Raw genomic sequence first — 25,143 nt, 5'->3', positions numbered from 1 at the left:
ATGGCGCTCAGGCCCAGACGTCGTCAAGGAGCGCGAGCCAGTTGCCGCCCATCACCCGCTCGATGCGCCGGTCCGACCAGCCGCGGCGCTCCATCGCGGCGGTCAGGTTGGGGAACTCGCCGATCGTGCGGATCCCCTCGGGGTTCAGGATCTCGCCGAACTCGGTCAGCTTGCGGCCGTAACCCTTGTCGTGGGTGATGTAGTCGAAGAAGGGCCGGCCGTAGCCCTGCGTGAAGTCGGTCCCGATGCCGACATTCTCCTCGCCGACGCACGCGATCACGTGGGCGATCGCGTCGACGTAATCCTCGATCGTCGCGGCCGGCCCCCGGGCCAGGAAGGGGGGGAACATGGTCACGCCGACGAAGCCGCCGTGCTCGGCGATGAAGCGGAGCTGCGCGTCGGTCTTGTTGCGCGGGTGGGCCTTCAGGGCGGCCGGCAGGCAGTGCGAGTAGGCCACGCGCCGGGTCGAGGCGCGGATCGCGTCCTCGCTGGTCTTCGACCCCACATGCGACAGGTCGCAGAGGATGCCGAGGCGGTTCATCTCGGCCAGCACCTCGCGGCCGAAATCCGAGAGGCCGCCGTCGTGGGACTCGTAGCAGCCGGAGCCGACGAGGTTCTGCGTGTTGTAGGTGAGCTGGACGATGCGCAGGCCGAGCGCATGGAACAGCTCCAGGTACTCGAGGCGGTCCTCGATGGCGCTGGTGTTCTGCCAGCCATGGATGATGCCGGTGCGCCCCTCCGCCTTCACCCGGCGGATGTCGGCGGCGGTGTGGATCGGCGCGATCAGGTCGGCGTGCTCGCGGAACCATCGCCGCCAGCGCGCCACGGCCCGCATCGTGGTCGCGAAATCCTCCCAGACCGAGCAGGTGCAGTTGGCGGCGGTGATCCCGCCGCGACGCATGTCGGCGAAGACCTCCGGACCGAAATCCGAGACGATCAGCCCGTCGATGACGATCAGATCTTCGTGTCGGCTTGACATGGCGGTGACCTCGTTGTCAGGCGGGAATGAGCAGGCACGCATCCGTCGGCACGCCGATATGGATGCAGGCTCCCGGTTCGAGCATGGTCGGGCCGCCGGTGGCCGGCGTGGGCTGGCGCGCCGTCAGGTGAAGCCCGGAGCCGGTGCGGAGCCGGTACTCGACGGTGAGGCCGCGGTAGGTCGCCGCCTCGATCTCGGCCGGCAGGTCGTCGGGCCCCGGCGTCGCGCCGGCCCGCGCGATCCGGATCCGCTCCGGGCGGATCGCCAGGACGCTCTCCCGCTCCGGGGCCCCCGCCTGATCGGAGATGCGGATCGCGGCGCCGTTCGTGAGCCGGAAGCAGCCGGAGGCCTCGAAGGTCCCGGGCAGGAGGTTCGTCACGCCCATGAACTCGGCCACGAAGCGCGAGCGCGGCGCGGCGAAGACGGATTCCGGCGTCCCGTCCTGCTCGATGCGCCCCGAGCGCATCACGACGATGCGGTCGGCGATCGAGAGCGCCTCGTCCTGATCGTGGGTGACGAAGATCGTGGTGATGCCCATCGCCTTCTGGATCTGGCGGATCTCGAGCTTCATCTCGCCGCGCAGCTGCGCGTCGAGGTTCGAGAGCGGCTCGTCGAGGAGGAGCAGCGAGGGCTCGATCACGAGGGCCCGGGCGAGCGACACCCGCTGCTGCTGGCCGCCGGAGAGATGCTTCGGCAGCCGGTCCGCCATGGCGCGCAGCCGCACCCGGTCGAGGGCCTGATTGACGCGCTGCGCGATCTCCGCGCGGGGCAGGCGGCGCATCTCGAGGCCGAACGCGACGTTCTGCGCCACGCTCATGTGCGGGAACAGCGCGTAGCTCTGGAAGCCGAAGCCGATGTTGCGCCGGGCGGGGGGCAGCCGGGTGACGTCCGTGCCTCCGATCAGGATGCTGCCCGCGCTGGCCTCGACGAAGCCGCCGATCATCCGCAGGGTCGTGGTCTTGCCGCAGCCGGACGGCCCGAGGAGCGCGACGAGCTGGCCCTCGGCGACATCGAGGGTGATGTCGTCGACGGCGTTGACGTTGCCGTAGCGCTTGACCAGCGACCGGAGGGCGACCGTCGACATGATCCGTTCTCCGTGGGTTCAGAAGACCTGGGACAGGCGGGCGTAGCGGTCGCTGATCAGGAGGGCGGCGCCCACGATCAGGATCTGGACCGCCGCGACGGCCGCGACCGTGCCGTCGAGGCTCCATTCGAGATAGTTCACGAGGGCGATCTGCAGGGTCGTGCGTCCCGGCCCGACCAGGAAGATCGATTTCTCGAGGTCGATGAAGGAGATCACGAAGGAGAACAGGGCGGCGGCCACGATGCCGGGCCGGATGGCGGGCAGCGTCACCCGCCGCAGCACGGTGAGCGGAGAGGCGCCGAGGCTCGCGGCCGCCTCCTCGATCGCGCGGTCGGCGGAGGCGAGCGAGGCGGTGACGAGGCGGATCGTCCAGGGCAGGGCGATGAGCGTGTGCGCGACGAGGAGCCCCCCGAGGGTGCCGGCGATCTGCAGATCGAGGCGCGCCTCCACCTCGATATAGGCGATGAACAGCGCCGCGCCGCCGACGATGCCCGGCACCACCATCGGCGCGAGCAGAAGGGTCTGGATCGCGTCCCGCCCCGGGAAGCGCCCCCGCACCAGCCCGAGGCTCGCCGGTATGCCGATGAGCAGGCTCGCGGCGGTGGCGAACAGGGCGGTCTCCACGCTGGTGACGAAGCCATCCCGGAAGGAATCGGTGGCGAGGGCGCGCGCATACCAGTCCAGGGTGTAGCCGCTCGCCGGGAAGGCGAGGATCCGGTTGGCGAAGAACGACACCCAGACGATCACCACGAGGGGCAGCAGGATGAAGGCCAGGACGAGGGCCGAGACGGCCCCGTAGGTGCGACGGATGGCGGTGCTCGACATCGGTTTATTCCGACCAGCGCCGGTAGCGGCGCTGTACGAGGACGTTGGCGGCCGTGGTCAGGACGAGCGTCACGGCCATCAGCACGAAGGCGAGGGCCGCACCGAAGGGCCAGTTCATGGCCTTGGCCACCTGCTGGTAGACCTCGGGCGCCATCATGTGGAATTGCGGCCCCCCGATCAGCACCGGCGTCGCGTAGGCGTTCATCGACAGGATGAAGCACAGCAGGGTGCCGGCGAGCAGGCCGGGCAAAGCCAGGGGCAGGACGACCCGCCGAAGCACCGTCAGGTGGCCGGCGCCCAGGCTCTCGGCGGCATCCTCGAGCGTCCGGTCGATGCCCTCCAGCACGCTCTGAAGGGTCACGATCATGAAGGGCAGCGTGACCGAGACGAGGCCGATCACCACGGCGGTCGGCGTGTACATCAGCTTCGGTGGCGCGAGGCCGGTCGCGGCCACCAGGGTCGCGAGCAGCCCCTTGTCGCCGAGGATGACCATCCAGGCGGCGGTGCGCACGGCGTTGCCCATCAGGAGCGGCAGGATCACCAGGATGAGCAGGCGCGACTTCCAGCGCGGCGAGACCTGCCGCACCAGCGCGTAGGCGACGGGGAAGCCGAGGACGAGGCAGATCAGCGTCGAGAGCCCCGCGACCCAGAGGGTGGTCAGCAGCACGTCGCGGTAGAAGGCGTCCTGCAGAAACTTGACGTAGTTGGCGAGGGTGAGGCCCTCGACCATCAGCTCGCCCGGAACGAACCGGTTGAAGCTGTAGCGGAACATCAGCGCCAGGGGGCCCACCAGGGCCACCAGGACGAGGAGCGAGGCAGGCAGGACGCCGCCGATCCCGGCGGGGGACCGGATCCGGGCGGGGTGCGCCTCGGCCGGCCCGATGATCTCGGATCGCGTGAGCGTCGCCATGACGCTATCGCGCCATGGTCTTGTTCCACCACTCGAGCCATTCGGCGGTGTTCCGGGCCACGTAGGCGTAGTCGGGGAAGTTCAGGCGCTCGCGCTCCGTCGGCGAGAAGTCGATCGTCTCGCGCAGCTCGGGGCTCAGCGCAGCGGCGCCGTTGGCGGGCGCGTAGAAGCTCGCCGCGGCAAGCTCCGCCATCGCCTTCCGGTCCAGCATGGCGTTCAGATAGACATAGGCCGCCTCGGGGTTCGGAGCGCGTTTCGGCGAGCCGGCCCCGAAGGTGACCGCGATCGCGCCCTCCTGCGGATACTGGATGGCGAGCGGCGTACCGTCGTTCATCCATTGCAGGCCGCGGGCCTTGTAGTTCAGAGCGATGTCGACCTCGCCGGTGGCAAGCCCGGCGGCGAGCTGCTGGTGGGCGGCGTAGAGGCGGGGTTGGATCAACGCCTTCAGGGCCACGAGCCGCTCGCGGCCCGCCTCGACATTGGTCATGCCGCCGCCCCGGATGAGGCCCGACATCATCATGTAGTTGAAGTAGAGCTGGTTGGTCAGGCCGAGGCGGCCGGCCCACTTCTTGTCCCACAGCTCCTCATAGGATTTCGGCGGATCCTTGATCTTGTCACGGTTGTAGATGATCACCACGCCGCTGTAGAGCCAGGGAACGAAGTAGTCCTTCCGAAGCGCCGGAATCACATCCGCGTAGTTCGGAATGCGTGCCCGGTCGAGATCGGCGAGAACGTCCTGCTTCATCATCTCGAACCCGTCGGAATCGTTCAGATGGATGACGTCGATGCTGCCGCGGCGCAGGCGCCGCTCCGCCAGCAGCTTCGCCTTGCGCTCGGGCTCCATGCCGAGGTCGCGCACCACCGTCAGGCCCTGCGATTCCACGAGGGGGGTCTCGACGAAGCGCACGGTCCGCTGGTTCCAGTCGCCGCCCCAGTTCGACACGACGACCGTCCCCGCCGCCGCCCGGGCTCGGCGGCCGAGGGGCCCGGCGAGCAGGGCAGCGGTCCCGCCGAGAAGTGCGACGCGGCGCGTGAGTGCGATCCGGTCGGTCGACCTGACATGGGACATGGCTCTACACTCCTGCGCGGCGGGGATGGGACGTGGCTGGCGCGGATCAGGCGGCGTTGCGCAGGCCGACCTCGTCGAGATAGCCGATGCAGCGCTCGAGCGGCTCGACGTCAGCGAACTTCGCATCGATGTCGAAGAGGTTCCAGGCCACCGCGCCGGGCACCCGGTCGCCGATGCACTCCTTGACCGCGATCGTGCGGAAGCCCTCCGCGAGCCCGTCGCAGAGGGTGGTGCGGACGCAGGCCGAGGCGGTCACGCCCGTGACCAGGATGGTGTCGACGTTGTTGGCGCGCAGGAAGCCGGCCAGATAGGTGCCGTGGAAGGCGCTCGCGCGCTTCTTGACCAGGACCTGCTCGCCCGGGACGGGCTCGATCCGGCTGTCGATCGCCCAGAGCTCCGGCTTGCTCTCGGCCACGATCTCGACCGGGATCTTTCGGTGCCACAGCCCCATATCGGTCTTCGGGCTGTCGACGTCCGTGACCTGGTAGCAGGTGGTCACGTGCACGACCGGGTGGCCGTTGCGGCGGCAGGCAGCGAGCAGGGCTTGCACGCCGGGAATGATCTGGTCGTCGATGTTCTCGCAGGTGAAGGGATTGCCGGGCCGCGTCCAGGCATTGGCGAGATCGACGTTGATCAGGGCCGGACGGCGGCCGAAGCCGACGCGACGCTGGAAGCCGCGCGCCCTGTAGAGCTCCGTGGCTTCCGCGAAGGCCGCCTCGAGCGCCGCATCGAGTTCCGTGTTGAAGGCCATGTGTCCCGTCCCTTGCATCGGTCGTTTCGGCCCGCCGCGGCGGGATCGACCGAAAGGATGTTGCAGGCCGGCCAGGCTGTGAAATGATTAGTTTGCTCGGATTGATGCGGATCTCGATATCAAATGCGCTTCGGACTTCGCCACGTCACGGGTTGCCTCGTCCTGGCGGAGGAGCTTCATTTCGGCCGCGCCGCCCAGCGCCTCAACACCACGCAGCCGGGGCTCAGCCGCCTCGTGGCCGAGCTGGAGGGTGAGATCGGCGCAAAGCTGTTCCGCCGCACCACCCGGACCGTCGAGCTGACGGATGCGGGCAGCGTCTTCCTCGCCGAGTGCCGGATCGGGCTCGACCATATCGAGCGAGCCGTGACGCTCGCGCGCCGCACGGCCACCGGCGTCACCGGCACCCTGCGGGTCGGCTACATGGACTTCGCCATCAACGGGCGCTTGCCGGAACTCATCCGCGCCTTCAGCGAGTTCCGGCCGTCGATCCGGCTCGAGCTGTCGCACATTCCCTCTCAACGGCAGCGCGAGGCCCTCCTGAACGATCACATCGACGTCGGCTTCACGCTGAGCGCCATCCGGAACGAGCACTTCGACAGCCTGCTCTTCGCCCAGGACCCCTACGTCGCCTTGCTGCCGGTCACGCACCCGCTCTCGAACGCACGCAGCGTCAGGCTCAAGGATTTCGCCGACGAGCCCTTCGTCCTGGGCTCGGGGGGCAGCTGGAACGCCTATCGCGAGGCCTTCTTCGCGATCTGCCATCGCTGCGGCTTCCACCCGACCGTCGCGCAGGAAGCCTCGTCGAGCGAGGGCATCTTCGGTCTGGTCGCGGCGGGCGTCGGCGTCAGCACCTACGCGAGCTGCGTGCGCAACGTGCAGCGGCGCGGCATCGTGATCCGCTCGCTCGACGACGTGCCCGACACCATCGCGACCTACGCGACCTGGATGCGGCCCATCCGTTCGATGAGCCTCGAAGCCTTCACGACGTTCCTGGCGACCGTCTGGGGGGCGCAGACCTCCTGACGCACGGGTGCGGCCGCGAGCGCCTGAGAGGCCGAACCGATCGTCCGCAACCTCAGCCCTGATCGGGCTCGATGGCGAAGCGCTTCATCATCTCGGTGCGCACGTGCTCGCGGAAGACGCGCACGCGGGCCGGCAATTCCCGCCCGGCAAGGCTCAACGCGCGCAGCGCCCCGCCCGCGGTCGCCCACGGTGCGAGCACCCGCACCAGCGCCTGCGTCTCGACGGCGCGCGCCGCCACGACGCTGGGCAGGTAGCCGATGCCGGCTCCGGCCAGGGTCAGCCGCAGCACCGCGGCAAAATCGCTCGCCCGGATGGCGGGATGAAGCGCCAGCGGCTCCGTCCGCCCCCGTCCGTCGTTGAGCGTGAGCGCTGCGCCGGTCCGTTCGCGCGAGAGGATCAGATCGTGCCCGGCGAGGTCCGTCAGGGTCGCGGGGGCGGCGTGCCGGAGGAGATAGGCGGGTGCCGCGTAGAGCCCGATCCAGAGGTTCAGGATCAGGGCGGCCCGGTAGCCGGTCTCCTCCTCGCCCCCGAGGCGCAGCGCGAGGTCGATCCGGTTGGCCGCGAGGTCGAGCCGCGCATCCGTGTTGAGCAGGTCGACGGTGATCTGCGGGTAGGCCGCCCGAAAGCTGGCGACGATCTCGGGCATCACCTCGATGCCGAAATCGACCGAGGTCGTGACCCGCAGATGCCCGGCCGGCACGGTGCGCGCGTCGCGCGCGGTCTCCGCCGCCTCATCGAGGAGGGCGAGGCTCTCCTGCGCCTTGGCGTAGAAGGCCAGGCCCTCGGCCGTCGGCGAGACCGCGCGCGGGTGGCGGGCCACCAGCGTGGCGCCGAGCGACGCCTCGAGCCGCGAGAGGCGCCGGCTGACGCTGCCCTTGGTCTCCCGCAGGCTCGCCGCGGCGGCCGTGACGGTGCCGAGGTCGACGACGGCGCAGAAGGCGCGCACATCGTCGAGATTGCCGCCGAAGGTTTCCGTTCTCGCAACCATGTGGTGCCGGATAGCAGGCTCAAACTCGACAGGGAACCGGGCTATCTCGGCCGAACCCGTCCCGCCGCCGTCCCAGGCGGCGCGAGGCGCAGGATTTCGTCGACGTACCGGAGACTCCGTTGAAGCCGCTCCTCACCTCCACCCTCGCGCTGGCCCTCTCGCTCGGCGCACCCGCCCTCGCCCAGACGCCCCCGACCCGCGACCCGGCCCAGATCCAGGCCGGCCGCTACGCGGTCGATCCCGGCCACACCCAGGTCGGGTGGCGCGTGTCGCATATGGGCCTCTCGAACTACGCCGGCGGCTTCTCGGAGGTGTCCGGCAGTCTCGAGCTGCAGCCGAAGGACCCGGCCGCCGCGAAGCTCTCGGTGAAGATCCCGGTCGCCTCCGTCACCACCACGAGCGCCAAGCTCACCGACGAGCTGAAGGGCGACCAATGGCTCGACGCGGGCAAGTTCCCCGAGATGACCTTCGTGTCGACCAAGGTCGCGCCGGCCGGCAAGGACAGGGCCAAGGTGACGGGCGATCTCACCCTGCACGGCGTCACCCGGCCGGTGACCCTCGACGTGGCCCTCGTCGGCGCGGGCGCCAACCCGCTGAACCAGAAGTACACGGTCGGCTTCGAGGCCACCGGCACGCTCAAGCGTTCCGAGTTCGGCGTGAAGACCTACGTGCCGCTGATCGGCGACGAGCTCCACCTGATCATCGCCGGCGCCTTCGAGCGCCAGGACTGAGCGCCACACGGGAAGACGGCCATGGGCACCGGCGTTTCCGTGCGGCGCTACTCCGCCGTGGCCATCCTGCTGCATTGGGCGAGCGCGCTCGGCGTGCTCGTCCTGATCGGCATGGGCCTGACCATGACGCATGCGGGGCTGACGCCGATGCGCCAGTTCCAGCTCTACCAGTGGCACAAGTCCGTCGGCATCACGGTGCTGGCCCTGACCCTGCTGCGTCTCGCCTGGCGCCTGTTCCGGCGGCCGCCGCCCTTCCCGCCCGGGATGCGGGCGCACGAGCGACGGGCGGCCGGGGCGGCGCACGGCCTCCTCTACCTGCTCCTCGTCGGGCTGCCGCTCACCGGATGGGCCGTGGTCTCGCTCTCGCCGTTCAACATCCCGACCGTGCTGTACGGGCTCGTGCCCTGGCCGCACCTGCCGCTCGCGCCGCTCCTGCCAGACGCCGCCGCTGCCGAGGGCGTCCTCAAGCTGGTGCATGCCTGCGGGGCGTGGCTGCTGACGGCGCTCCTCGGCCTGCACGTCGCGGCGGCGCTCCGCCACCACCTCTTCCTGCGCGACGACGTCCTGCGCCGCATGCTGCCCGGGGGCGGCGCGTCGACGCCGCCCGAACCTGTGGAATCGACCCGATGAACGCGCGCCTCCTCTGCCTCGTGGCCGCCCTGCAGGGGCTCGCCTTGCCGCTGGCCGCCGCCGAGTGGACGATCGACCCGGCCAGGAGCGCCATCCGGTTCTCGGGCGTGCAGGTCGGGGCCCCGTTCTCCGGACGCTTCGAGCGTTTCGAGGCCCGGGTCGACTTCGATGCCGCCAAGCCGGAAGCCGGCCACGCCACGGTGCTGATCGACCTGGGCAGCGCACGCACGGGCGACGTCCAGCGGGACGAGGCCCTGCCGCAGAAGGACTGGTTCGACGTGAGAGGCGCGAGCCAGGCCCGGTTCGAGGCAGCCCGCTTCATCGACAAGGGACGCGGCGACTACGAGGCGGTCGGCACCCTGACGATCCGGGGCGTGAGCCGGCCGCTCACCCTCCCATTCCATCTATCGCTCGACGGAGGGCAGGCCCGCGCCACGGGGCATGCCGGCCTCGTCCGGACGGAGTTCGGCGTCGGCCAGGGCGCATGGGCGTCCGGACAATGGGTCGGCCTCGACGTCGGGGTCGACATCGAACTCGTCGCCACGACCCGGTCCGCGCCGGGCGATGGCGGCTGAGCAACGACGAGGCGAGCGCACGACCATGCCCCATGACGGTCTCGACGCGGCGGCGTCCACCCCTGATGCCGGGCGGTCCCGGAAGGCGCCCCCGCATGCTCCGGCATCGTTGCTGGACGCGGCCCCCTACCGGATCGGCCGCGTCACCCTGGTGGCGCGCGACCTCGACGGTCTCGCGCGCTTCTACCAGGACGCGGTCGGGCTCGCGGTGCTCTCGCGGGAGACCCGTACCGTTCGGCTCGGGGCGGCGGGCAGGGTGCTGCTCGAACTCCGGCACGATCCGGCGGCGCGTCCCTGGAGCCCGCGCGAGGCCGGCTTGTTCCACACGGCCTTCCTGCTCCCGACCCGCGGCGATCTCGGCGCCTGGCTCGCGCACGCGGCGGAGCGCGGCATCGCCCTGTCGGGGGCCTCGGACCACCTCGTCAGCGAGGCGGTCTACCTCACCGACCCCGAGGGCAACGGCATCGAGATCTACGCCGACCGTGCCGAGGCCCGATGGCCGAGGGCGGACGGCGGCACCCTGGTGATGCGGAACGATCCCATCGACCGAGCCGGGCTCCTGCGGGCCGCGCCGGGTCCCTGGGCGGGGATGCCGCCCGGCGGTCGTGTCGGGCACGTGCATCTCCAGGTCGGAGAACTCGAGGCGGCGGAGCGCTTCTACGCGGGGCTCCTCGGGTTCGACCTGACATGCCGCTACCCGGGCGCGCTGTTCCTCGGCGCGGGCGGCTACCACCACCAGCTCGCGGCCAACGTCTGGAACAGCCGGGGCGCGCCCCCGCGGCCCGCCGGCACGACCGGCCTCGCCGAAATCGAGCTGCTCACCCACCCGACGACGTCCGCCCAGGTGCGCGACCGCTGCCGCGAAGCCGGCCTGCCGGTCGAGGTAACCGGCGCGGCACTCGTCCTGCACGATCCCTGGGGCATGCGGCTGCGCCTCCTGGCCGCGGAGCCCGGTCGCTGAGGGGCATCGCCCGAGGGCACGACCCGATGCAGGGCCGGCGTCCAGCGCGGTGCTGAACAAGTCGGATGCAAGCCTCCGGCCCCGAACGGTTCCTCGCGACGTGCCGGGCGCATGTCCGGTCGCGAGGCGCATCCGAACGCCCATGTCCTGCCAGGATTTTCGGACACAGCCGACGCTGCGGCTGGAGCGGCGGCGCGGCCTGCTCGCCTGCCGCGGTTTCCAATGGCGATTGCGGCATCCCAGCACGAACCGCGGCCCTTCGCGGAGTTGTGAAGTCAACGACACGCCAACCTGCGCGTGTCAGCCTGCGCGCATGCCCGCCCGACGCATCCGTCCCCTCGCTCCGCCTGCCCCCGTCACCAGCGCGTGGTCGTGGACGGTGGCCGGCACCTTCTTGTCCGGATGCGGGTTGGCGGGATCGGGGCCCCTCCCCCCGCCGTCCATGTAGCGGACGGAGACGTGCTGGAGCCGGTCGGGCGTCGCCAGCGCCTCGAGGAGCCGGATGATCCGCGTCGAACGCGAGTGGGCGGCGTGAAACAAGGTCGGCATGGTGGGATCTCCCGCGTCGCCGGTCGGTGCCGGCATCCTTCCTGGACGGGGGCTGCTGCCAGCGTGGTGGCAGCAGCGCGCCATCCCCACCCGTCCGAGCGGTCGGACCGTTTCCCGCGACGCGTCGGGCGCCGCCTCCGCGAAGGGCCGGGCTTCAGCCCTCGCCGTCGCCCCGCGGGGATGGGTGGCCGGCCCAGGGCGCGGCGGACAAGGCCTGCGCCAGGAAGGCGATCAGGGCCGTGACGCGGGCCGGGCGCAGCTCGCCCGGCGGCATCACGAGGTGCAGGGCGATCGGCGGCAGGGACCAGTCGGGCAGGACCCGTTCCAGCAGGCCGGCCTCGAGGTCTTCCCAGACCATGAAGTCGGGCTGGACGGCGAGGCCGAGATCCGCCCGGAGCGCAGGCGCCAGTGCCTCAGCGTTGTTCGCCCGCATCGGTCCCGCCGGCACGATGGCGGCCTCCTCGCCCTTGCCGTTGGTGAAGCGCCAGCGGTCCGGCGTCGGAAGGTAGGCGTAGCCGAGGCAGGCATGGTGCGCGAGGTCGTCCGGGTGCTCGGGCCGGCCATGCCCGTCCAAGTAGGCGGGCGTCGCCACGACCGAGCGGCGGATGGCGCAGAGCCGGCGCATCCGCAGGGAGGAATCCGGCAGCGCCGCGATCCGCAGGCCGATGTCGAAGCCGCCGCCGATCAGGTCGACCACCGCGTCGCTGAGGTGAAGGTCGACGGAGACGGCGGGATACCGGCGCAGGAAGTCCGGCAGGCGCGGGGCGACGTGCATCACCCCGAAGGACATCGGCGCGGCGAGCCGTACCGGGCCGCGCGGCTCCGAGGCCCCGGCGGTGGCCTCCGCTTCGGCAGCCTCGCCCTCGGACAGGATACGCGCGGCGCCGTCCTTGGCCGCCTGCCCCGCCGCCGTCAGGGACAGTTTGCGCGAGGTCCGGTGAAACAGGCGGGCCCCGATGCGGGCTTCCAGGCGGCTGACCGCCTTCGAGACGGTCCCCTTCGACATCCCGAGATCGGACGCGGCCCGGCCAAAGGAGCCTGTCTCGACCACCTTGGCGAAGATCGCCCAGGCTTCGAAATCGGGGAGACGCATGGGGAAATTCCGGAAACAATGAGTTTCTATCGTTTCTGTTTTCCGAATTCCTGGCAAGCCCCACAGTGCCGTCATCGAGCGCGCCGCGTGCCGGGCGACACCGACCCGAAGCGCAACCCACGATCGTACGTGGCAAATTCGGGTTTGCCCTTGCGGCCACCCTGGTTTTCAATCCGACCGAGCAGGAGACCGAAGGCCATGAGCTGGCACAGCGCGGAAGACCCAACCCCGGGAGACCACTTCTCCTGCGACGCCATCCGGACCCTGATCGTCCCGCGCTCGCGCGACCTCGGCTCGTTCGCCGTGCGGCGGGCATTGCCCTCGACCGAGTGCCGGATGGTCGGCCCCTTCATCTTCTTCGATCAGATGGGCCCCTCCGAGTTCCTGCTCGGCCAGGGCATGGACGTGCGTCCCCATCCCCATATCGGCCTCTCGACCGTCACCTACCTGTTCGACGGCGAGATCATGCACCGGGACAGCCTCGGCACGGAGCTGCCGATCCGTCCGGGCGAGCTGAACTGGATGACGGCCGGCCGCGGCATCACGCATTCGGAGCGCACCGGGGCGGGCCTGCGGCAGACCGGCTCCAGGCTGTTCGGCATCCAGAGCTGGGTCGCCCTCAGCGCGCTGGACGAGGAGAATGCCCCGGCCTTCGAGCATTACGAGGCCTCCGCGCTGCCGGTCCTGACCGGCGAGGGCAAGACCGTCCGCCTGATCGCCGGGGAGGCCTTCGGGGCGCGCTCCCCCGTGCGCACGTCGAGCCCGATGGTCTACGCCGACGTGGCGCTGGAGGCCGGCGCCGTCCTGCCCCTCGATCCGACCTACGATGAGCGCGCGATCTACACGGTGGCGGGCGCGATCGAAATCGCCGGGGACGGGTTCGGGCCCGGGCAGCTGCTGGTGTTCCGGCCCGGCGACCGCATCAGCGTGCGGGCGACGCAGGCCTCCCGCTTCATGGTCCTCGGCGGCGAGCCGATGGACGGCCCGCGCCACCTCTGGTGGAACTTCGTCTCCTCGCGGCCCGAGCGCATCGAGCAGGCCAAGGAGGATTGGCGCCAGGCCCGCTTCGACAGCGTCCCGGGCGATTCCGAGTTCATCCCCCTGCCGGAAGACCCCAAGCCCGTCCGCTATCCGTGATCGCGTCGGAGGCGGCCCGCCGGGGCGATCGGTCCCGCCGCCCGGGCGGATGAGACCGCGCGCGCCGCCGCCCCGGCGGCATCCATGCCGGTGATCATGCTCGATACCTGTCCTGTCTGGGCCGCCTCTTGGGCGGGCGCTCGGGCCGCCTCTTGGGCCGGCGTTTGGACCGAGCGGTCGTTCGAGGGCGGTGAGGCGGTGTCAGGAGGCGGCCGCCGCCGCTTCGGGCGTGGGCGCGCCGAGCTCGGCCGCGAAGGCGCCGAAGAACTGGTCGGCGAGCTTGCGCGCGGTCGCCTGGATCAGGCGCCCCCCCAGCGAGGCGATCTTGCCGCCGATCTCGGCCTTGGCCTCGTAGCTCAGCACGGTGTCCGCGCCGTCCTCCCGGAGCGCCACGGCGGCGCGGCCCTTGGCGAAGCCCGCCATGCCCCCGTTGCCCTGCCCGACCAGGGTATAGCCCTCCGGCGGGCGGATGTCCTCGAGGCGCACGGTGCCGGCGAAGGTCGCCGAGACCGGGCCGACCTTCAGGGCGACCTTGGCGGCCATCGCCTCGGGGGAGGCTTGCGTGAGTTCCTTGCAGCCGGGGATGCAGCGGGCGAGCACCTCCGGATCGTTGAGGGCGGCCCAGACGGCCGCACGGGGCGCCGCGATACGGTATGCGCCGGTGATCTCCATCGTTTCCTATCCCTCCTTCGACGCGCCGGTCAGACCGCGCAGTAGCGGTCCTGGATCTCGGTGTCGGCGCGCAGGGCCGCGGCCGAGCTCTCGTGCACGACCGCGCCCTGGTCGATGATCACGGCGCGGTCGGCGAGGTTGAGCGCCCACTCGACGTTCTGCTCGACGAGGAGCAGCGTCACGCCCCGCGCGCGCAGGGACACGAACAGTCGGCCCATCTCCTCGACGAGCACCGGCATGATGCCCTCGGAGGGCTCGTCGAGCAGGATGAGCTTCGGGCCGGCGATCATGGCGCGGGCGATCGCGAGCATCTGCTGCTCGCCCCCCGACATCGTCACCGCGACCTGATCGAGGCGCTCGGCCAGCCGGGGGAAGGTCTCGGCGATCTCGGCGATCGCCGACTTCTCCTTGATGGAGGCGGGCGCCTGCAGCAGGCCGAGCTTCAGGTTCTCGCGCACGGTCAGGCCCGGCACGATGCGCCGGTCCTCGGGCACGTAGGCGAGGCCCCGCGAGAAGCGGGCGTGGGCCGGGCGTCCGAGCAGTTCCTCCCCGAGGAAGCGGACATGGCCGGCGACCCGCGGGATCAGGCCCATCACGGCCTTCATGGTCGTCGTCTTGCCGGCGCCGTTGCGGCCGACGAGCGCCAGGATCTCGCCCTGGCGCACCTCGAGGGAGAGCCCGTGGAGGACGTGGCTCGGGCCGTACCACGCGTCGAGGCGGTCGATCTCAAGCATGGCCGTACCCGCGGCTCTCGCCGAGATAGACCCGGCGCACCTCCTTGTCGGCCTGGATCTCGGCCGGGCTGCCGTCGGCGATGAGCCGGCCGTGATGCAGCACGAGGATCCGCTCGGACAAACCGAGGATCATCTTCATCTTGTGCTCGACCAGCAGGATGGTGCGGCTCTCGCCGAGCCGGCGCAGCAGGGCGACCATCTCCCTGGTCTCCTCCGGGCCCATGCCGGCGGTGGGTTCGTCCAGCAGCAGGAGCTTGGGGTTGCTCGCCAGCGCGATGCCGATCTCGAGCGCCCGCTGCTCGCCGTGCGCCAGCGCGGCGGCCGGCCGGTCGCGGCGCCCCGCGAGGCCGACCCATTCCAGGATGTCGTCGGCGCGGGCCGCCAGTTCGGAGAGGGCGTCGCGCCGGCTCCAGACATCGTAGCGGCTCGTCCGGGCCTGGGCCGCCGTGCGCACGTTCTCATGGGCGGTGAGCTGCGGGAAGACGTTGGTGATCTGGTAGGAGCGGGCGATGCCGAGATGGGCGAAGCGCGCCTGGGGCACGCGGCTCATGTCGCGGCCGGCGAAGCGCAACGCGCCGCTCGTCGGCTTGAGGGCCCCCGAGAGCAGGTTGAAGAACGTGCTCTTGCCCGCCCCGTTCGGGCCGATGACGGCGGTGATGCGCCCCTCGCCGAAGGCGGCGCTGACGCCCTCGAGCGCCGTGAAGGCGCCGAAGCGGCGGCCGAGATTCTCGACTTCGAGGATCGGCGTCATGCGCGACCCCGCAGCGCGGCCAACCGCGCCAGGGCCGTGCCCCAGAGGCCGCGGCGCAGGAACAGCACGAACAGGATGAACACGCTGCCGAGCGCGAGCTGCCAGTGCGGCGTCCACAGGCTCAGCACGTCCTCGAGCACGAGCACCACGAGGGCGCCGACGAAGGGCCCGAAGAACGTGCCCGCGCCCCCGACCAGCGTCATCACCACGGCGGTGCCGGAGGTGTGGTAGGCGAGGCTGTCGAGGGGCACGATCGAGAGGTGGATCGCCGAGAGCGCCCCGGCGAGCCCGCAGAACAGCCCGGAGAGCACGAAGGCGAGGAGCTTCGAGCGCTCCACGTCGAAGCCGCAGGCCCGCGCCCGGACCTCGTTCTCGCGGATCGCCTCGATCACCGCCCCGAAGGGCGAGGCCAGGATGCGCGAGATCAGCGCCAGGGCGGCGCCCACGAAGGCCAGCACGAAGAGGTATTTCGTGAGGGGGTTGAGGATGTCGAGGGAGACGATCCCGAGATCGACCCTCGACACCGTGAAGCCGCGAAGCCCGTTCTCGCCGCCGGTCCAGGACGAGGCCTGGAGCGCGACGTAATAGACGAGCTGGGCGAGCGCCAGCGTCACCATGGCGAAGTAGATGCCGCGCGAGCGGATCGAGACCGTGCCGACGGCGAGCGCCAGCCCGCTCGCCGCCACGACCGCGAGCGCCATGGCGGCGAGCGGGTGCAGGCCATAGGCCCCGATCGCGATGCCGGTGACGTAGGCGCCGGTGCCGAAGAAGGCGGCGTGGCCGAAGGACAGGAGGCCGGTATAGCCGTAGAGCAGGTTGTAGCCCACGGCGTAGAGCCCGTAGATCAGCACGTTGACGGCGAGCGCCTGCGAGGGAAGCAGGAAGGGAAGCACCAGGAGCGCGAGGATCGAGAGCGGCGCGCGCCAGCGCGACAGGATGTCGGTCGCGATCGGCGAGCGCAGCGGCACCCCGGGTTCCGCTACGGGTGCCTTGATGACGGTCTGGTCGAGGGCCTGCATCGGACGACAGCCCCCTCAGACGCCGAGGCCGGGCTTGCCGAACAGGCCCTGCGGCCGGACCAGCAGCACCAGCGCCATGAAGGCGAACATCGCGATGCTCGCCATCTCGGGCACGAACAGGGCGGTCATCGAGACCACGATCCCGACCAGCAGCCCCGCCACGACGGAGCCCATCAGCGAGCCCATCCCGCCGATCACCGTGACGGCGAAGGCCTCGCCCAGCACGAGGTTGCCCATCTCCGGGTTGACCGACCGCATCGGTGCCGCGAGCACGCCGCCGAGGGCCGCCAGCGCGATGCCGAGGCCGAACACCCAGAGCCAGAGCCGCTGGATGTCGACGCCGAGCACCTGCAGGATCTCGGGGTCGCGCGCCCCGGCGCGCACGATCAGGCCGAGCTTGGTCCGCTCCAGCCCGTACCAGAGGGCGACGAGCACCAGCGCGACCACGCCGACCACGAAGAGGCGGTAGACCGGGAAATAGCCGATGCCGAGATCGGCGACCCCCGAGAGCGCCTCCGGCGTGGCGAAGGGCAGCCCGTCCGAGCCGAACAGGATGCGCACGCCCTCGACCAGCACGTAGCCGAGACCGAAGGTGAGGAGCAGCGGGTCGTCCGGCGAGCGCCCGGCGAGGGGCCGGATCAGGAAGCGCTCGATCAGCAGGCCGAGCCCGCCCACCATCAGGGGGCCGACCAAGAGGGCCGCCCAGAAGCTGCCGGTGCGCTCCATCACGAACACCCCCGCATAGGCGCCGACCATGAAGACGCCGCCATGGGCGAAGTTCACGATCCCGAGCATGCCGAAGATGATCGACAGGCCGAGCGCCAGCATCACGAAGACGGCGCCGAGCGCCACCCCCGAGAAGAGCTGCATCACGATCAGTTCGAGATCGAAGGATCCGACATCCATGGCCCTGTCCCGCTGCCCTCGGCCGGTCAGGCCCTGTGGCCGAGTTCGTCGCAGGTGCGGAGCATCGCCTCCGCGCCCGACTCGACGTCCAGGATCTTGAAGAGGTCCGCCTCGCCCTGCATCTCGGACTTCTTCTTGGATTCGGTGATGAGCACGGACTGGATCGCCTGATGGTCGCAGGCCCGGTACCTTTCGGGGCCCTTGGCGACGTCGTATTTCAGGACTTCCAGCGCGGCGATCACCTTGTCGGTGTCGGTGTCGCCGGCCGCCTTCACGGCCATCAGCAGGGAGCGCAGGGCGGTGTAGCCGTAGGCGCCGTAATCGGTCGGGACAGCGTTGGCGTGGGCCGCGCGGAACGCGTCGTTGAAGGCTTTGGCCGACGCGACGGTCTCCTCCAGGCGCCAGTAATAGTTGCTGGCGCCCACCACGCCCTCGAAGGCGTCGGCGCCCCCCGCGAGGCGCTGGTTGTGCAGCAGCACCGGCACGACGATCCGGGCGGCCTTCTTCAGCCCGAAATCGTTGGCCTGCTTGATGCTGTTGGCCTGGTCCCGGCCGAAATTGCAGATGCACAGGATGTCGGGGCGCATCGCGCGCAGCCGCGGCATGAAGGTCGAGTAATCGGGCGCCCCGAACGGGTGCAGGATCTCGCCGACCGTCTCGGCCCCGATCGCGGCGGCGGCGCGCTTGAAGCCGCGCAGCATCTCGTGGCCGTAGGCGTAGTCGGCGGCCAGGTACGCGACCTTGGTTCCCTTCCGGAAGGCGTGCTTGGCCACCGCCGCGGTGGTCATGTGCGGGTTCAGCGCCTCGTGGAAGGTGTGGCGGCTGAAGTCCTTGGCCTCGTTGATCGTGTCGGACTGGCTGATCGACACGTACAGGACCTTGCGCGAGCGGGTGATCTCGTTGACCGAGAGCTGCACCGCGCTCGACAGGGCGCCGACGATGAAGTGGGCCTTGTCCTTCTCAATCAGCTCCAGCGTCCGGGTCGCGGCCTCGCCGGGGTTGAGCTTGTCGTCGCGCACCAGGAGCTCGGCCATCCGGCCGTTCAGGCCGCCGGCCTCGTTGAACTGCCTGACCGCGAGCTCCGCCGAGCGGATCTGGTCCTTGGCCTCGGCCCCGAACGGTCCGGTGACCGGCGTCGGGAAGCCGATCCGGATCGGCTCGGCCGCGCGGGCGACGAAGGGCATGCCGATGCCGGCGAGCGTTCCGGACGCGGCCAGGCCCCTGACGAGCGTCCGGCGCGAGACGGCACGGTGTCCCATTCCCTGTCCGACCATGGTTTCCTCCTGTCGTCGCGCGGGCTCATGCGTGCGGCCCGCGTCGCGAAGCGCGCGCGATCAGATCACGTTGAGGGCTCGCAGAACGCGCTCGGGCGTCATCGGCAGTTGCGAGAGGCTGGCGCCGAGCGGGTGCAGGGCGTCGTTGACGGCGTTGAGCGCCGCACCCGAGGCGGCGGCGGTGCCGGCCTCGCCGCAGCCCTTGGCGCCGAGCTCGGTGTCCCCGGTCGGCGTCTCGACATGCGCGATCACGATGTCGGGCATCTCGCAGGCCATCGGCACGAGGTAATCGGCCATCGACCCGTTCAGGAGCTGGCCGGTCTCGCCGTAGCGGCATTCCTCGAAGAATGCGGCGCCCAGGCCCTGCACCACGCCGCCGCGGATCTGCTCGTCGACGAGAAGCGGGTTGATGATCCGCCCGCAATCCTCGACCACCCAGTGCCGCAGGATCGTCACGAGGCCGGTCTCGACATCGACCTCGACGAGGCTGCCGTGGATGCCGTTGGTGAAGGCGAAGGGGTAGCCCCGCGGCGCGAAGTGGTGCGCCACCGTCAGCGCCGGCGAGACGTCCGGGGGCAGCAGGTCGGAGCGGTAATAGGCGAGGTTGGCGACGTCCCTCAGCGTCATGCGCGGCGTGCCGTCCGGGTCCGTCACCGCGCCGTCGCGGATGTCGAGGCTTTTCGCCTCCGCCTGCAGGATCGCGGCGGCGATCTCGAGGATGCGCGTCCGCAGCTTCCGGCTCGCCTGCAGCGCGGTCTCGCCGCCGATGCCGGCGCCGCGGCAGGCCCAGGTGGCGCCCCCCGACGGCGTCGTCTCGGTGTCGCCGGTATGCACCCGGACGCAGTCGCGGTCGACGCCGAGGCCCTCGGCGACGATCTGGCCGACGATCGCCTCGGTCCCCTGCCCCTGCTCGGTGACGCTGATCGCGCATTGCACCTCGCCCGCGGGCGTGAGCTTCAGGACGCAGCCGTCCTGCGCCGAGATGTGGGCGCCCCCGACCCCGTAGAAGGCGGGCGTCGGGTTGGTGATCTCGACATAGGTCGCGATGCCGATGCCGCGGTGGATGCCCCGCCCGCGCAGGGCGGCCTGCTCGGCGCGCAGGGCGGGGTAGTCCATCAGGTCGTGCAGCTTCGACAGGCAGGTTCCGAGCGAGAGCTTCTCGAACCGGTACCCGCTCGGCGTCGTGTGCGGGTACATCGCGTCGGTCACGTAGTTGCGCCGCCGGATCTCGAACGGATCGAGGCCGAGGCGCTGGGCGGCGAGGTCGACGAGGCGCTCCGTCACCGCGCAGGCGATCGGATGGCCGACCGCCCGGTACTGGCTCATCTGCACCTTGTTCTGGGCCACCACCGTGAGGTCGGCCCGGTAGTCGGTCAGCCGGTAGGGCGCGCCGATCAGGCGCACGACCTGGTTGCCCTCCACCGCGCTGGTGCGCGGATAGGCCGAGAACGGGCCGACGCCGGTCACGTCGTCCACCTCGATGGCGCGCAGCCCGCCGTCGGGCGCGAGCGCGAGCCGGGCGCGCACCCGGTGGTCGCGCGCGTGGATGTCGCTGGCGAAGGCCTCCAGCCGATCCGCCGTGAACTTGACCGGGCGCTTGAGCAGAAGACTCGCGCCCACCACCGCCATGTCCTCGTGGTAGAGGTGCAGCTTCATCCCGAAGGAGCCGCCGACATCGGGGGCGATCACCCGCACGCGCGCCTCCGGGAGACCGAAATGGCGGGCGTAGAGGTCCTGGAACTGGTAGGGCGTCTGGGTCGATTGGTAAACGGTGAGCCGCCCCTCCCCCGGGTCGAAATCGGCCAGCACCGCGCGCGGCTCCATCGTCACCGCGGTGTGGCGGCCGAAGCGCAGGTCCACCGCGACGCTCTCCGCCCCCGCGAAGGCGTCCGCGGTCGAGCCGGACTCGATGCGCGTGCGGAACAGGACGTTGTCGGGCGCGTCCGCGTCGATCCGGGGCGCCCCGGGGGCCCGGGCCGCGTCGAGGTCGACGACCGGCTCCAATTCCTCGAACTCGATCCCGATGGCTTCGAGCGCGTCCTCGGCCTCGGCGCGGGTCTCGGCGATCACCATCACGACGGGCTGGCCGGCCCACACGACCTTCTCGGTCGGCAGCGGCATCTGCGGGGCCGAGCGCATCCCCTTGAAATGGCTGAGCGTTCCGACCCACGGGGTGCAGATCGGCACGAAATCCCGGCCCGTCAGCACCCGGTGGACGCCCGGCATGGCGGCCGCCTCCGACACGTCGGCGGCACCGAGGCGGGCGTGGGCGTAGGGGCTGCGCAGGAAGGCGGCGTGGAGCGTGCGGGGCAGCAGCACGTCGTCGGTGTAGCGGCCCCGTCCGGCCAGCAGGCGCCGGGCCCCGGGGCGCGGCAGGGGGTGGCCGATATACCGGCCGCGCCCCGGGCTGTCGGCCGCCGCGCTCATGCCGCGTCCTCGCGCCGATCCCGGCCGTGGCGCGTGCGGGCGACGCCCTCGATCGCGTCGACGATCGCCTCGTAGCCGGTGCACCGGCAGTAATTGCCCGAGAGCGCGTCGCGGATCGCCTCGCGCGAGGGCACGCGGCCGGCGGCGCGGCACGCCTCGAGGAAGTCCTGCGCGACCACGAGGATCCCGGGGGTGCAGAACCCGCATTGCAGCGCGTTCCGGGCATGGAAGGCCGCCTGCAGCTCGGCGAGGGCGCCGGAATCCGACAGGCCCTCGACCGTGTCGACCCGCATCCCGTCCACCTGCACGGCGAGCATCAGGCAGGCATGGACCGGCCGGTCGTCGAGGTTGACGATGCAGGCGCCGCACACCCCGACCTCGCAGCCGAGATGCGTTCCGGTGAGACCGAGGTCGCCCCGCAGGAAATCCGCGAGCGAGACGCGCGGCTCGACGAAGCGCCGGACCGTGGCGCCGTTGACCGTGACGGCGATGGGCCGGGGCTCGATCACGCCGCCGCCCCCTCGATCGCCGCCGGGGCGCCGGCATCGGACAGGGCGGCGAGCACGCGGCCGAGCAGGACGCGGGCGAGGTGCATCCGCGCCGCCGCCGAGAGGCTGTCGTCCTCGTCCGGGAAGAGGTCGTCGCCGAGCGCCGCCCTGGCGGCCGCGATCGCCTGCGCATCGAGGGGGCGGCCCGTCAGCGCCGCCTCGGCCGCGGGGGCCCGCATCGGCGTCGGCCCCACCGAGCAGAAGCCGAGCCTGGCGGACACGATGGTCCCGCCCGCGAGCACGAGCTTCGCCCCGAGCCCGACCAGGGCGTAGTCGCCCCGCCGCCGCGCGATCTCCTCGAAGCGCATCCGCGTGCCCGGCTCCGGCAGGGGGACCCGGATGGCGCAGAGAAGCTCGCCGGGGGCGATCGCGTTCTCGAACAGGTCGAGGAAGAAATCGTCCGCGGCCACGATCCGGGTGCCGCCGTGGCCGGTGATCTCGAAGGCGGCCCCCAGCGCGCGCATGCAGGCCGGCAGTTCGGCGGCGGGGTCCGAGAGCGACAGGCTGCCCCCCATGGTGCCGAGGTTGCGGATCGCCGGATGCGCCATGAAGGCGGCGGCCTGCGTCAGCATCGGCGCGTGCTCGGCGACGAGGGCGGAGCGCAGGGTTTCGGCATGGCGGGTCAGGGCGCCGATGCGCAGGGTCCGGCCCTCGCGGGCGATGCCGCGCAGGGCCTCGATCCGGCCGATGTCGATGAGCAGGTCGGGGGCGTCGAGGCGCAGGTTGAGGGCCGGCAGCAGGCTCTGCCCGCCCGCGAGGTAACGGGCCTCGCCGGCGCAGCCCGCATGGGCGGCCAGCGCCTCCGGCACGCTGGCGACGCTGCGATAATCGAAGGCGCGAGCCTTCATGAGCGTCCTCCCACAGGCCGCATGTCGCTGCGATCCGTCGTTGTTGACCGCTTGGTTACAAGCTATCCATCCCGGGAACGCGCCGTCAAGCGAAACAACCAAGTGGTCACGAAGCATGAGCACACCCGTCTTCGCCGTGCCGGAACCGCCCGCGAAGGCGGACGCGCGGCCTGACCCGGCGGCGCGGCGGCGCCTGCCCGCGGCCCAGCGCGAGCGGCAGATCGTGGAGGCGGCGGCGCAGTTCTTCGCCGAGCACGGTCTCGGCGGCCAGACGCGCGAACTCGCCCGCGGGCTCGGCATCACCCACTCGGCGATCTTCCGATACTTCCCGACCAAGGAGGCCCTGCTCGACCGCGTCTACGAGCACGTCTACGTGCAGCGCTGGAATCCGGCCTGGGGCGGCCTGGTGGGCGACCGGTCGCAGCCGCTCGAGGCCCGGATCCTGCGCTTCTACCGCGAGTATGCCGAGAAGATCTTCGACTATGTCTGGGTGCGGATCTTCGTGTTCTCGGGCCTGAAGGGCTACGACATCGCGCCGCGCTACCTCGGCATCATCCGCGAGCGCGTGATCCATCCGATCTGCGCGGAAGTGCGGGCGGATCTCGGCTTGCCGTCCCCGGACGTGGTGCCGCTGACGGAGCGCGAGATCGAGGCCGCCTGGGCCATGCACGGGAAGGTGTTCTACTTGGCGATCCGCAAGTTCGTCTACGGATGGCCCATCCCGCAAGACCTGTCACAGACGATCGCCGACGACGTCAGCGTGTTTCTCGACGGCGCCCCTCGGATCTTCATCGAGAGCGTCGCCTCCGCTCGGACGGCGTGAGCGCGCCTTCGACGCGGCAACCCGGATCGCATTCGCAGACTTCCGGCTCGGGCGCCCGCGCCCGCTCCGCGATCGGACCGACCGCGATCCTCGCTCGCGGGCCCGCGGAAGCTCGGCTTGCGGCGCGTCGCTGCGTAGAGAAGCGACGACGTCGCGCTGAAAATACTTGTCCGTGTCGAGCGCCTTGTCGGGGCCGATCAGGAAGGCGATCCGATGATGGTTGCCACCGATCGCCGTCACCATCGGGATGGTGTTGGATTTGTCGGCGTTCGGAGTGCCGTGCGTGACTGAGGAGATCGCGAAGTCGCGGCTCGTCTCGCCACCCTCCAGGGGTAGGTCCCCAATGCGGTGGAGCTGATGAGGAGGCTCGTTCGGACCATGCGCACCGGTCGCCGATAGACCGGCAAACGACAGGATCGCTGCGAAAACAAGGGCTCTCGCTCCGACGCCCGCTGCCCCCAGCTGTCGCCTCCATGTCGATGCGGACGCGCGGACCCCTTGGCTCGAACTTCGGGACCAATGCGGCGACCTGTGGCGGTTTCGCTCCGGCCTGTCCAACCACACAAGATGCGACCGCCGACATGGGCCGGTGAGGCGGAATGGTGACGCGGACCGTCACTCGGCGCAAAGCGCCACTCGGCAGATGAGCGTGCCGAGCACTCGCTCTCATGCCGAGCTTCTTCGCGAGCCCCCAGCAGATCAATCAACCTCCCGCATCAGGCGATCGGCCGAGGAAGCGCTTCCCGCGTGGCGACTGCGCCAGGTGGTGCGACGCCGGCCTCCAAGCTCTCGAGGCTCCGGCTGCGCGGCTCGACCCCAAACAGGCCCACCGCCGCGATCTGCAAGACAAGTAGCGCGATCATCAGCCCGGTCACGCCGGCGATGCCGTAGGTCTCGAATAAGGTGACGACGAGAAAGGGCGTCACGATGGTGGCCCCGCCCCAGCCGTGTTGCACAACCCGGAGGCCCGCAGGCGCACCTCGGTCGGGAACAGTTCTGGGATGTGGATGCCGAAGAGCAGCGCCACCAGGACGTAGATCGGCACCGTCAGGCCGAAGCCCACCAGTGGCAGCAAGACCGGGTCGAGGGTCATCGGATAGAGGATCCCGAACAGGATCGCCGTCGCCGAGGCCCCGATGATCGTCGGCTTGCGGCCCCAGCGATCGGCGGTGAGCGCGCCGACCGCGCTGCCCACCGGCGCACCGAGCCCCATCAGGAGCGCGTAGCCGAACGAGGTGGCCACGCTCAGCCCCTGCCGGATGAAGAAGGTCGGCAGCCACGTCATGAAGCCGTAGAGCAAGGTGTTGATCACGACGCTGCCCAAGCAGTTGCGGCGTTCGCTGGTCTGGGACCAAGGCTCGGAGATGGCCGAGCACGCGCGGCTGAGGATCGACACTGGCCTGCAGGTCTACTTCTGCGATCCGCGATCACCGTGGCAGCGCGGCACCAACGAGAACACCAACGGGCTGCTGCGGCAATACTTCCCGAGGGGCACCGACCTCGGTGCACATGCTGAGGACGACCTCGCAGCGGTCGCCGCAGCCCTCAATGGCAGGCCGCGCAAGACGCTCGGGTGGCGAACGCCCGCTGAGGCCCTGGACGCCGTACTGCAGTCCGTGCAGGCTGCCGTTGCGACGACCAGTTGAACCCGGGCAATACGTGAGTATCCAGTACACCGAGCGCCTCGCCGAGGCGGGCATCGAGCCCTCCGTCGGCAGCGTCGGGGGTTCTTGCGATAACGCTCTCGCCGAGACGGTGATCGGCCTGTTCAAGGCAGAGGTGATCCATCGGCGCGGGCCGTGGCGATCCTTCGAGGCGGTGGAATACGCCACCCTC

25 protein-coding genes and 3 pseudogenes are annotated in these 25,143 nt (G+C 70.8%); 9 read left to right on the top strand and 19 right to left on the bottom strand.

The features are described 5' to 3' along the window. Window positions 1–7 precede the first annotated feature (7 nt). The 6 genes from F6X51_RS12260 to F6X51_RS12235 are packed head-to-tail and all read right to left on the bottom strand — an operon-like array spanning window position 8 to window position 5,618. Window positions 8–979, bottom strand: a complete 972-nt coding sequence (locus F6X51_RS12260; RefSeq protein WP_150963942.1) for a dipeptidase — start codon at window positions 977–979, stop codon at window positions 8–10. 16 nt (window positions 980–995) lie between these two features. Beyond that, on the bottom strand, window positions 996–2,063 hold the full coding sequence (locus tag F6X51_RS12255; RefSeq protein ID WP_150963941.1) for an ABC transporter ATP-binding protein: 1,068 nt from the start codon (window positions 2,061–2,063) through the stop codon (window positions 996–998). Between the two features lie 18 nt (window positions 2,064–2,081). Further along, window positions 2,082–2,888: an ABC transporter permease gene (locus F6X51_RS12250; protein ID WP_150963940.1), complete on the bottom strand. Its 807-nt coding sequence runs from the start codon at window positions 2,886–2,888 to the stop codon at window positions 2,082–2,084. 4 nt (window positions 2,889–2,892) lie between these two features. Further along, window positions 2,893–3,798: an ABC transporter permease gene (locus tag F6X51_RS12245; protein ID WP_150963939.1), complete on the bottom strand. Its 906-nt coding sequence runs from the start codon at window positions 3,796–3,798 to the stop codon at window positions 2,893–2,895. 4 nt (window positions 3,799–3,802) lie between these two features. Continuing rightward, window positions 3,803–4,867: an ABC transporter substrate-binding protein gene (locus F6X51_RS12240; RefSeq protein ID WP_150963938.1), complete on the bottom strand. Its 1,065-nt coding sequence runs from the start codon at window positions 4,865–4,867 to the stop codon at window positions 3,803–3,805. Between the two features lie 46 nt (window positions 4,868–4,913). Next, window positions 4,914–5,618 carry an isochorismatase family protein gene (locus F6X51_RS12235; protein WP_150963937.1) on the bottom strand — a complete coding sequence of 235 codons (705 nt, stop codon included), beginning with the start codon at window positions 5,616–5,618 and terminating at the stop codon, window positions 4,914–4,916. A 123-nt stretch (window positions 5,619–5,741) separates the two neighbouring features. Between F6X51_RS12235 and F6X51_RS12230 the strand changes: the two genes are divergently transcribed. Continuing rightward, window positions 5,742–6,641 carry a LysR family transcriptional regulator gene (locus tag F6X51_RS12230; RefSeq protein WP_150963936.1) on the top strand — a complete coding sequence of 300 codons (900 nt, stop codon included), beginning with the start codon at window positions 5,742–5,744 and terminating at the stop codon, window positions 6,639–6,641. Between the two features lie 52 nt (window positions 6,642–6,693). On the opposite strand, the gene F6X51_RS12225 is transcribed toward F6X51_RS12230, so the two are convergent. Continuing rightward, on the bottom strand, window positions 6,694–7,629 hold the full coding sequence (locus tag F6X51_RS12225; RefSeq protein ID WP_150963935.1) for a LysR family transcriptional regulator: 936 nt from the start codon (window positions 7,627–7,629) through the stop codon (window positions 6,694–6,696). Window positions 7,630–7,748: 119 nt separating this feature from the next. Between F6X51_RS12225 and F6X51_RS12220 the strand changes: the two genes are divergently transcribed. From F6X51_RS12220 to F6X51_RS12205, 4 genes are read left to right on the top strand one after another with little or no spacing between them, the layout of a single operon-like run. After that, window positions 7,749–8,360 (top strand): YceI family protein, encoded by a 612-nt coding sequence (locus F6X51_RS12220; RefSeq protein ID WP_150963934.1) that lies wholly within the window; start codon window positions 7,749–7,751, stop codon window positions 8,358–8,360. Between the two features lie 21 nt (window positions 8,361–8,381). After that, on the top strand, window positions 8,382–8,990 hold the full coding sequence (locus tag F6X51_RS12215) for a cytochrome b (protein ID WP_150963933.1): 609 nt from the start codon (window positions 8,382–8,384) through the stop codon (window positions 8,988–8,990). After that, entirely contained in the window at window positions 8,987–9,565 is a 579-nt protein-coding gene (locus tag F6X51_RS12210; RefSeq protein WP_150963932.1) for a YceI family protein, read from the top strand. The genes F6X51_RS12215 and F6X51_RS12210 overlap by 4 nt, the downstream gene beginning before the upstream one ends. A gap of 25 nt (window positions 9,566–9,590) precedes the next feature. Then, window positions 9,591–10,526 carry a VOC family protein gene (locus tag F6X51_RS12205; RefSeq protein WP_150963931.1) on the top strand — a complete coding sequence of 312 codons (936 nt, stop codon included), beginning with the start codon at window positions 9,591–9,593 and terminating at the stop codon, window positions 10,524–10,526. Window positions 10,527–10,826: 300 nt separating this feature from the next. Here F6X51_RS12205 and F6X51_RS12200 read toward each other — a convergent pair whose 3' ends face one another. Further along, window positions 10,827–11,075: a thioredoxin domain-containing protein gene (locus F6X51_RS12200; protein ID WP_150963930.1), complete on the bottom strand. Its 249-nt coding sequence runs from the start codon at window positions 11,073–11,075 to the stop codon at window positions 10,827–10,829. Between the two features lie 154 nt (window positions 11,076–11,229). Further along, window positions 11,230–12,168 (bottom strand): LysR family transcriptional regulator, encoded by a 939-nt coding sequence (locus tag F6X51_RS12195; protein ID WP_150963929.1) that lies wholly within the window; start codon window positions 12,166–12,168, stop codon window positions 11,230–11,232. Window positions 12,169–12,366: 198 nt separating this feature from the next. On the opposite strand from F6X51_RS12195, the gene F6X51_RS12190 reads away from it, so the two are divergent. Then, window positions 12,367–13,305: a pirin family protein gene (locus F6X51_RS12190; RefSeq protein WP_150963928.1), complete on the top strand. Its 939-nt coding sequence runs from the start codon at window positions 12,367–12,369 to the stop codon at window positions 13,303–13,305. Between the two features lie 201 nt (window positions 13,306–13,506). Here the strand turns inward: F6X51_RS12190 and F6X51_RS12185 are convergent, their stop codons facing one another. Genes F6X51_RS12185 through F6X51_RS12145 form a run of 9 tightly spaced genes read right to left on the bottom strand, consistent with a single transcriptional unit; the run spans window position 13,507 to window position 22,484 of the window. Further along, window positions 13,507–13,977, bottom strand: a complete 471-nt coding sequence (locus tag F6X51_RS12185; protein ID WP_150963927.1) for an SRPBCC family protein — start codon at window positions 13,975–13,977, stop codon at window positions 13,507–13,509. A gap of 29 nt (window positions 13,978–14,006) precedes the next feature. Then, window positions 14,007–14,711, bottom strand: a complete 705-nt coding sequence (locus F6X51_RS12180) for an ABC transporter ATP-binding protein (RefSeq protein WP_150963926.1) — start codon at window positions 14,709–14,711, stop codon at window positions 14,007–14,009. Then, entirely contained in the window at window positions 14,704–15,462 is a 759-nt protein-coding gene (locus tag F6X51_RS12175) for an ABC transporter ATP-binding protein (RefSeq protein ID WP_150963925.1), read from the bottom strand. Before F6X51_RS12175 ends, F6X51_RS12180 begins: the two co-directional genes overlap by 8 nt. After that, window positions 15,459–16,481 carry a branched-chain amino acid ABC transporter permease gene (locus tag F6X51_RS12170; protein WP_150963924.1) on the bottom strand — a complete coding sequence of 341 codons (1,023 nt, stop codon included), beginning with the start codon at window positions 16,479–16,481 and terminating at the stop codon, window positions 15,459–15,461. Before F6X51_RS12170 ends, F6X51_RS12175 begins: the two co-directional genes overlap by 4 nt. A 15-nt stretch (window positions 16,482–16,496) precedes the next feature. Beyond that, a complete protein-coding gene (locus tag F6X51_RS12165) occupies window positions 16,497–17,387 on the bottom strand; it encodes a branched-chain amino acid ABC transporter permease (protein ID WP_150963923.1) in 891 nt (296 codons plus the stop codon). A 26-nt stretch (window positions 17,388–17,413) separates the two neighbouring features. Next, a complete protein-coding gene (locus tag F6X51_RS12160) occupies window positions 17,414–18,661 on the bottom strand; it encodes an ABC transporter substrate-binding protein (RefSeq protein ID WP_150963922.1) in 1,248 nt (415 codons plus the stop codon). 60 nt (window positions 18,662–18,721) lie between these two features. Then, a complete protein-coding gene (locus F6X51_RS12155) occupies window positions 18,722–21,088 on the bottom strand; it encodes a xanthine dehydrogenase family protein molybdopterin-binding subunit (protein WP_150963921.1) in 2,367 nt (788 codons plus the stop codon). Continuing rightward, the gene (locus F6X51_RS12150; RefSeq protein ID WP_150963920.1) at window positions 21,085–21,597 is read right to left on the bottom strand and encodes a (2Fe-2S)-binding protein; all 513 of its coding nucleotides are present in this window, start codon (window positions 21,595–21,597) and stop codon (window positions 21,085–21,087) included. The genes F6X51_RS12155 and F6X51_RS12150 overlap by 4 nt, the downstream gene beginning before the upstream one ends. Beyond that, a complete protein-coding gene (locus F6X51_RS12145) occupies window positions 21,594–22,484 on the bottom strand; it encodes an FAD binding domain-containing protein (RefSeq protein ID WP_150963919.1) in 891 nt (296 codons plus the stop codon). Before F6X51_RS12145 ends, F6X51_RS12150 begins: the two co-directional genes overlap by 4 nt. A gap of 115 nt (window positions 22,485–22,599) precedes the next feature. Here F6X51_RS12145 and F6X51_RS12140 point away from each other — a divergent pair, with 115 nt between their 5' ends. Further along, complete coding sequence (locus F6X51_RS12140) at window positions 22,600–23,307, top strand: TetR/AcrR family transcriptional regulator (protein ID WP_150963918.1); 708 nt, start codon at window positions 22,600–22,602, stop codon at window positions 23,305–23,307. A 716-nt stretch (window positions 23,308–24,023) separates the two neighbouring features. On the opposite strand, the pseudogene F6X51_RS12130 reads toward F6X51_RS12140, so the two are convergent. Beyond that, a pseudogene (locus F6X51_RS12130) lies at window positions 24,024–24,622 on the bottom strand (MFS transporter); the annotation flags it as partial. Here F6X51_RS12130 and F6X51_RS12125 point away from each other — a divergent pair. Both F6X51_RS12125 and F6X51_RS12120 read left to right on the top strand, forming a co-directional pair. Continuing rightward, a pseudogene (locus F6X51_RS12125) lies at window positions 24,615–24,953 on the top strand (IS30 family transposase); the annotation flags it as partial. The pseudogenes F6X51_RS12130 and F6X51_RS12125 sit on opposite strands and share 8 nt — an antisense overlap. 7 nt (window positions 24,954–24,960) lie before the next feature. Next, window positions 24,961–25,143 (top strand): annotated as a pseudogene (locus F6X51_RS12120) (IS3 family transposase); the annotation flags it as partial.

This window comes from Methylobacterium planeticum (genome assembly GCF_008806345.1).
GTDB lineage: Bacteria > Pseudomonadota > Alphaproteobacteria > Rhizobiales > Beijerinckiaceae > Methylobacterium > Methylobacterium planeticum.
Note: the sequence above shows the minus strand (reverse complement) of the source record. Positions and strands in the feature narration are given on the sequence as shown.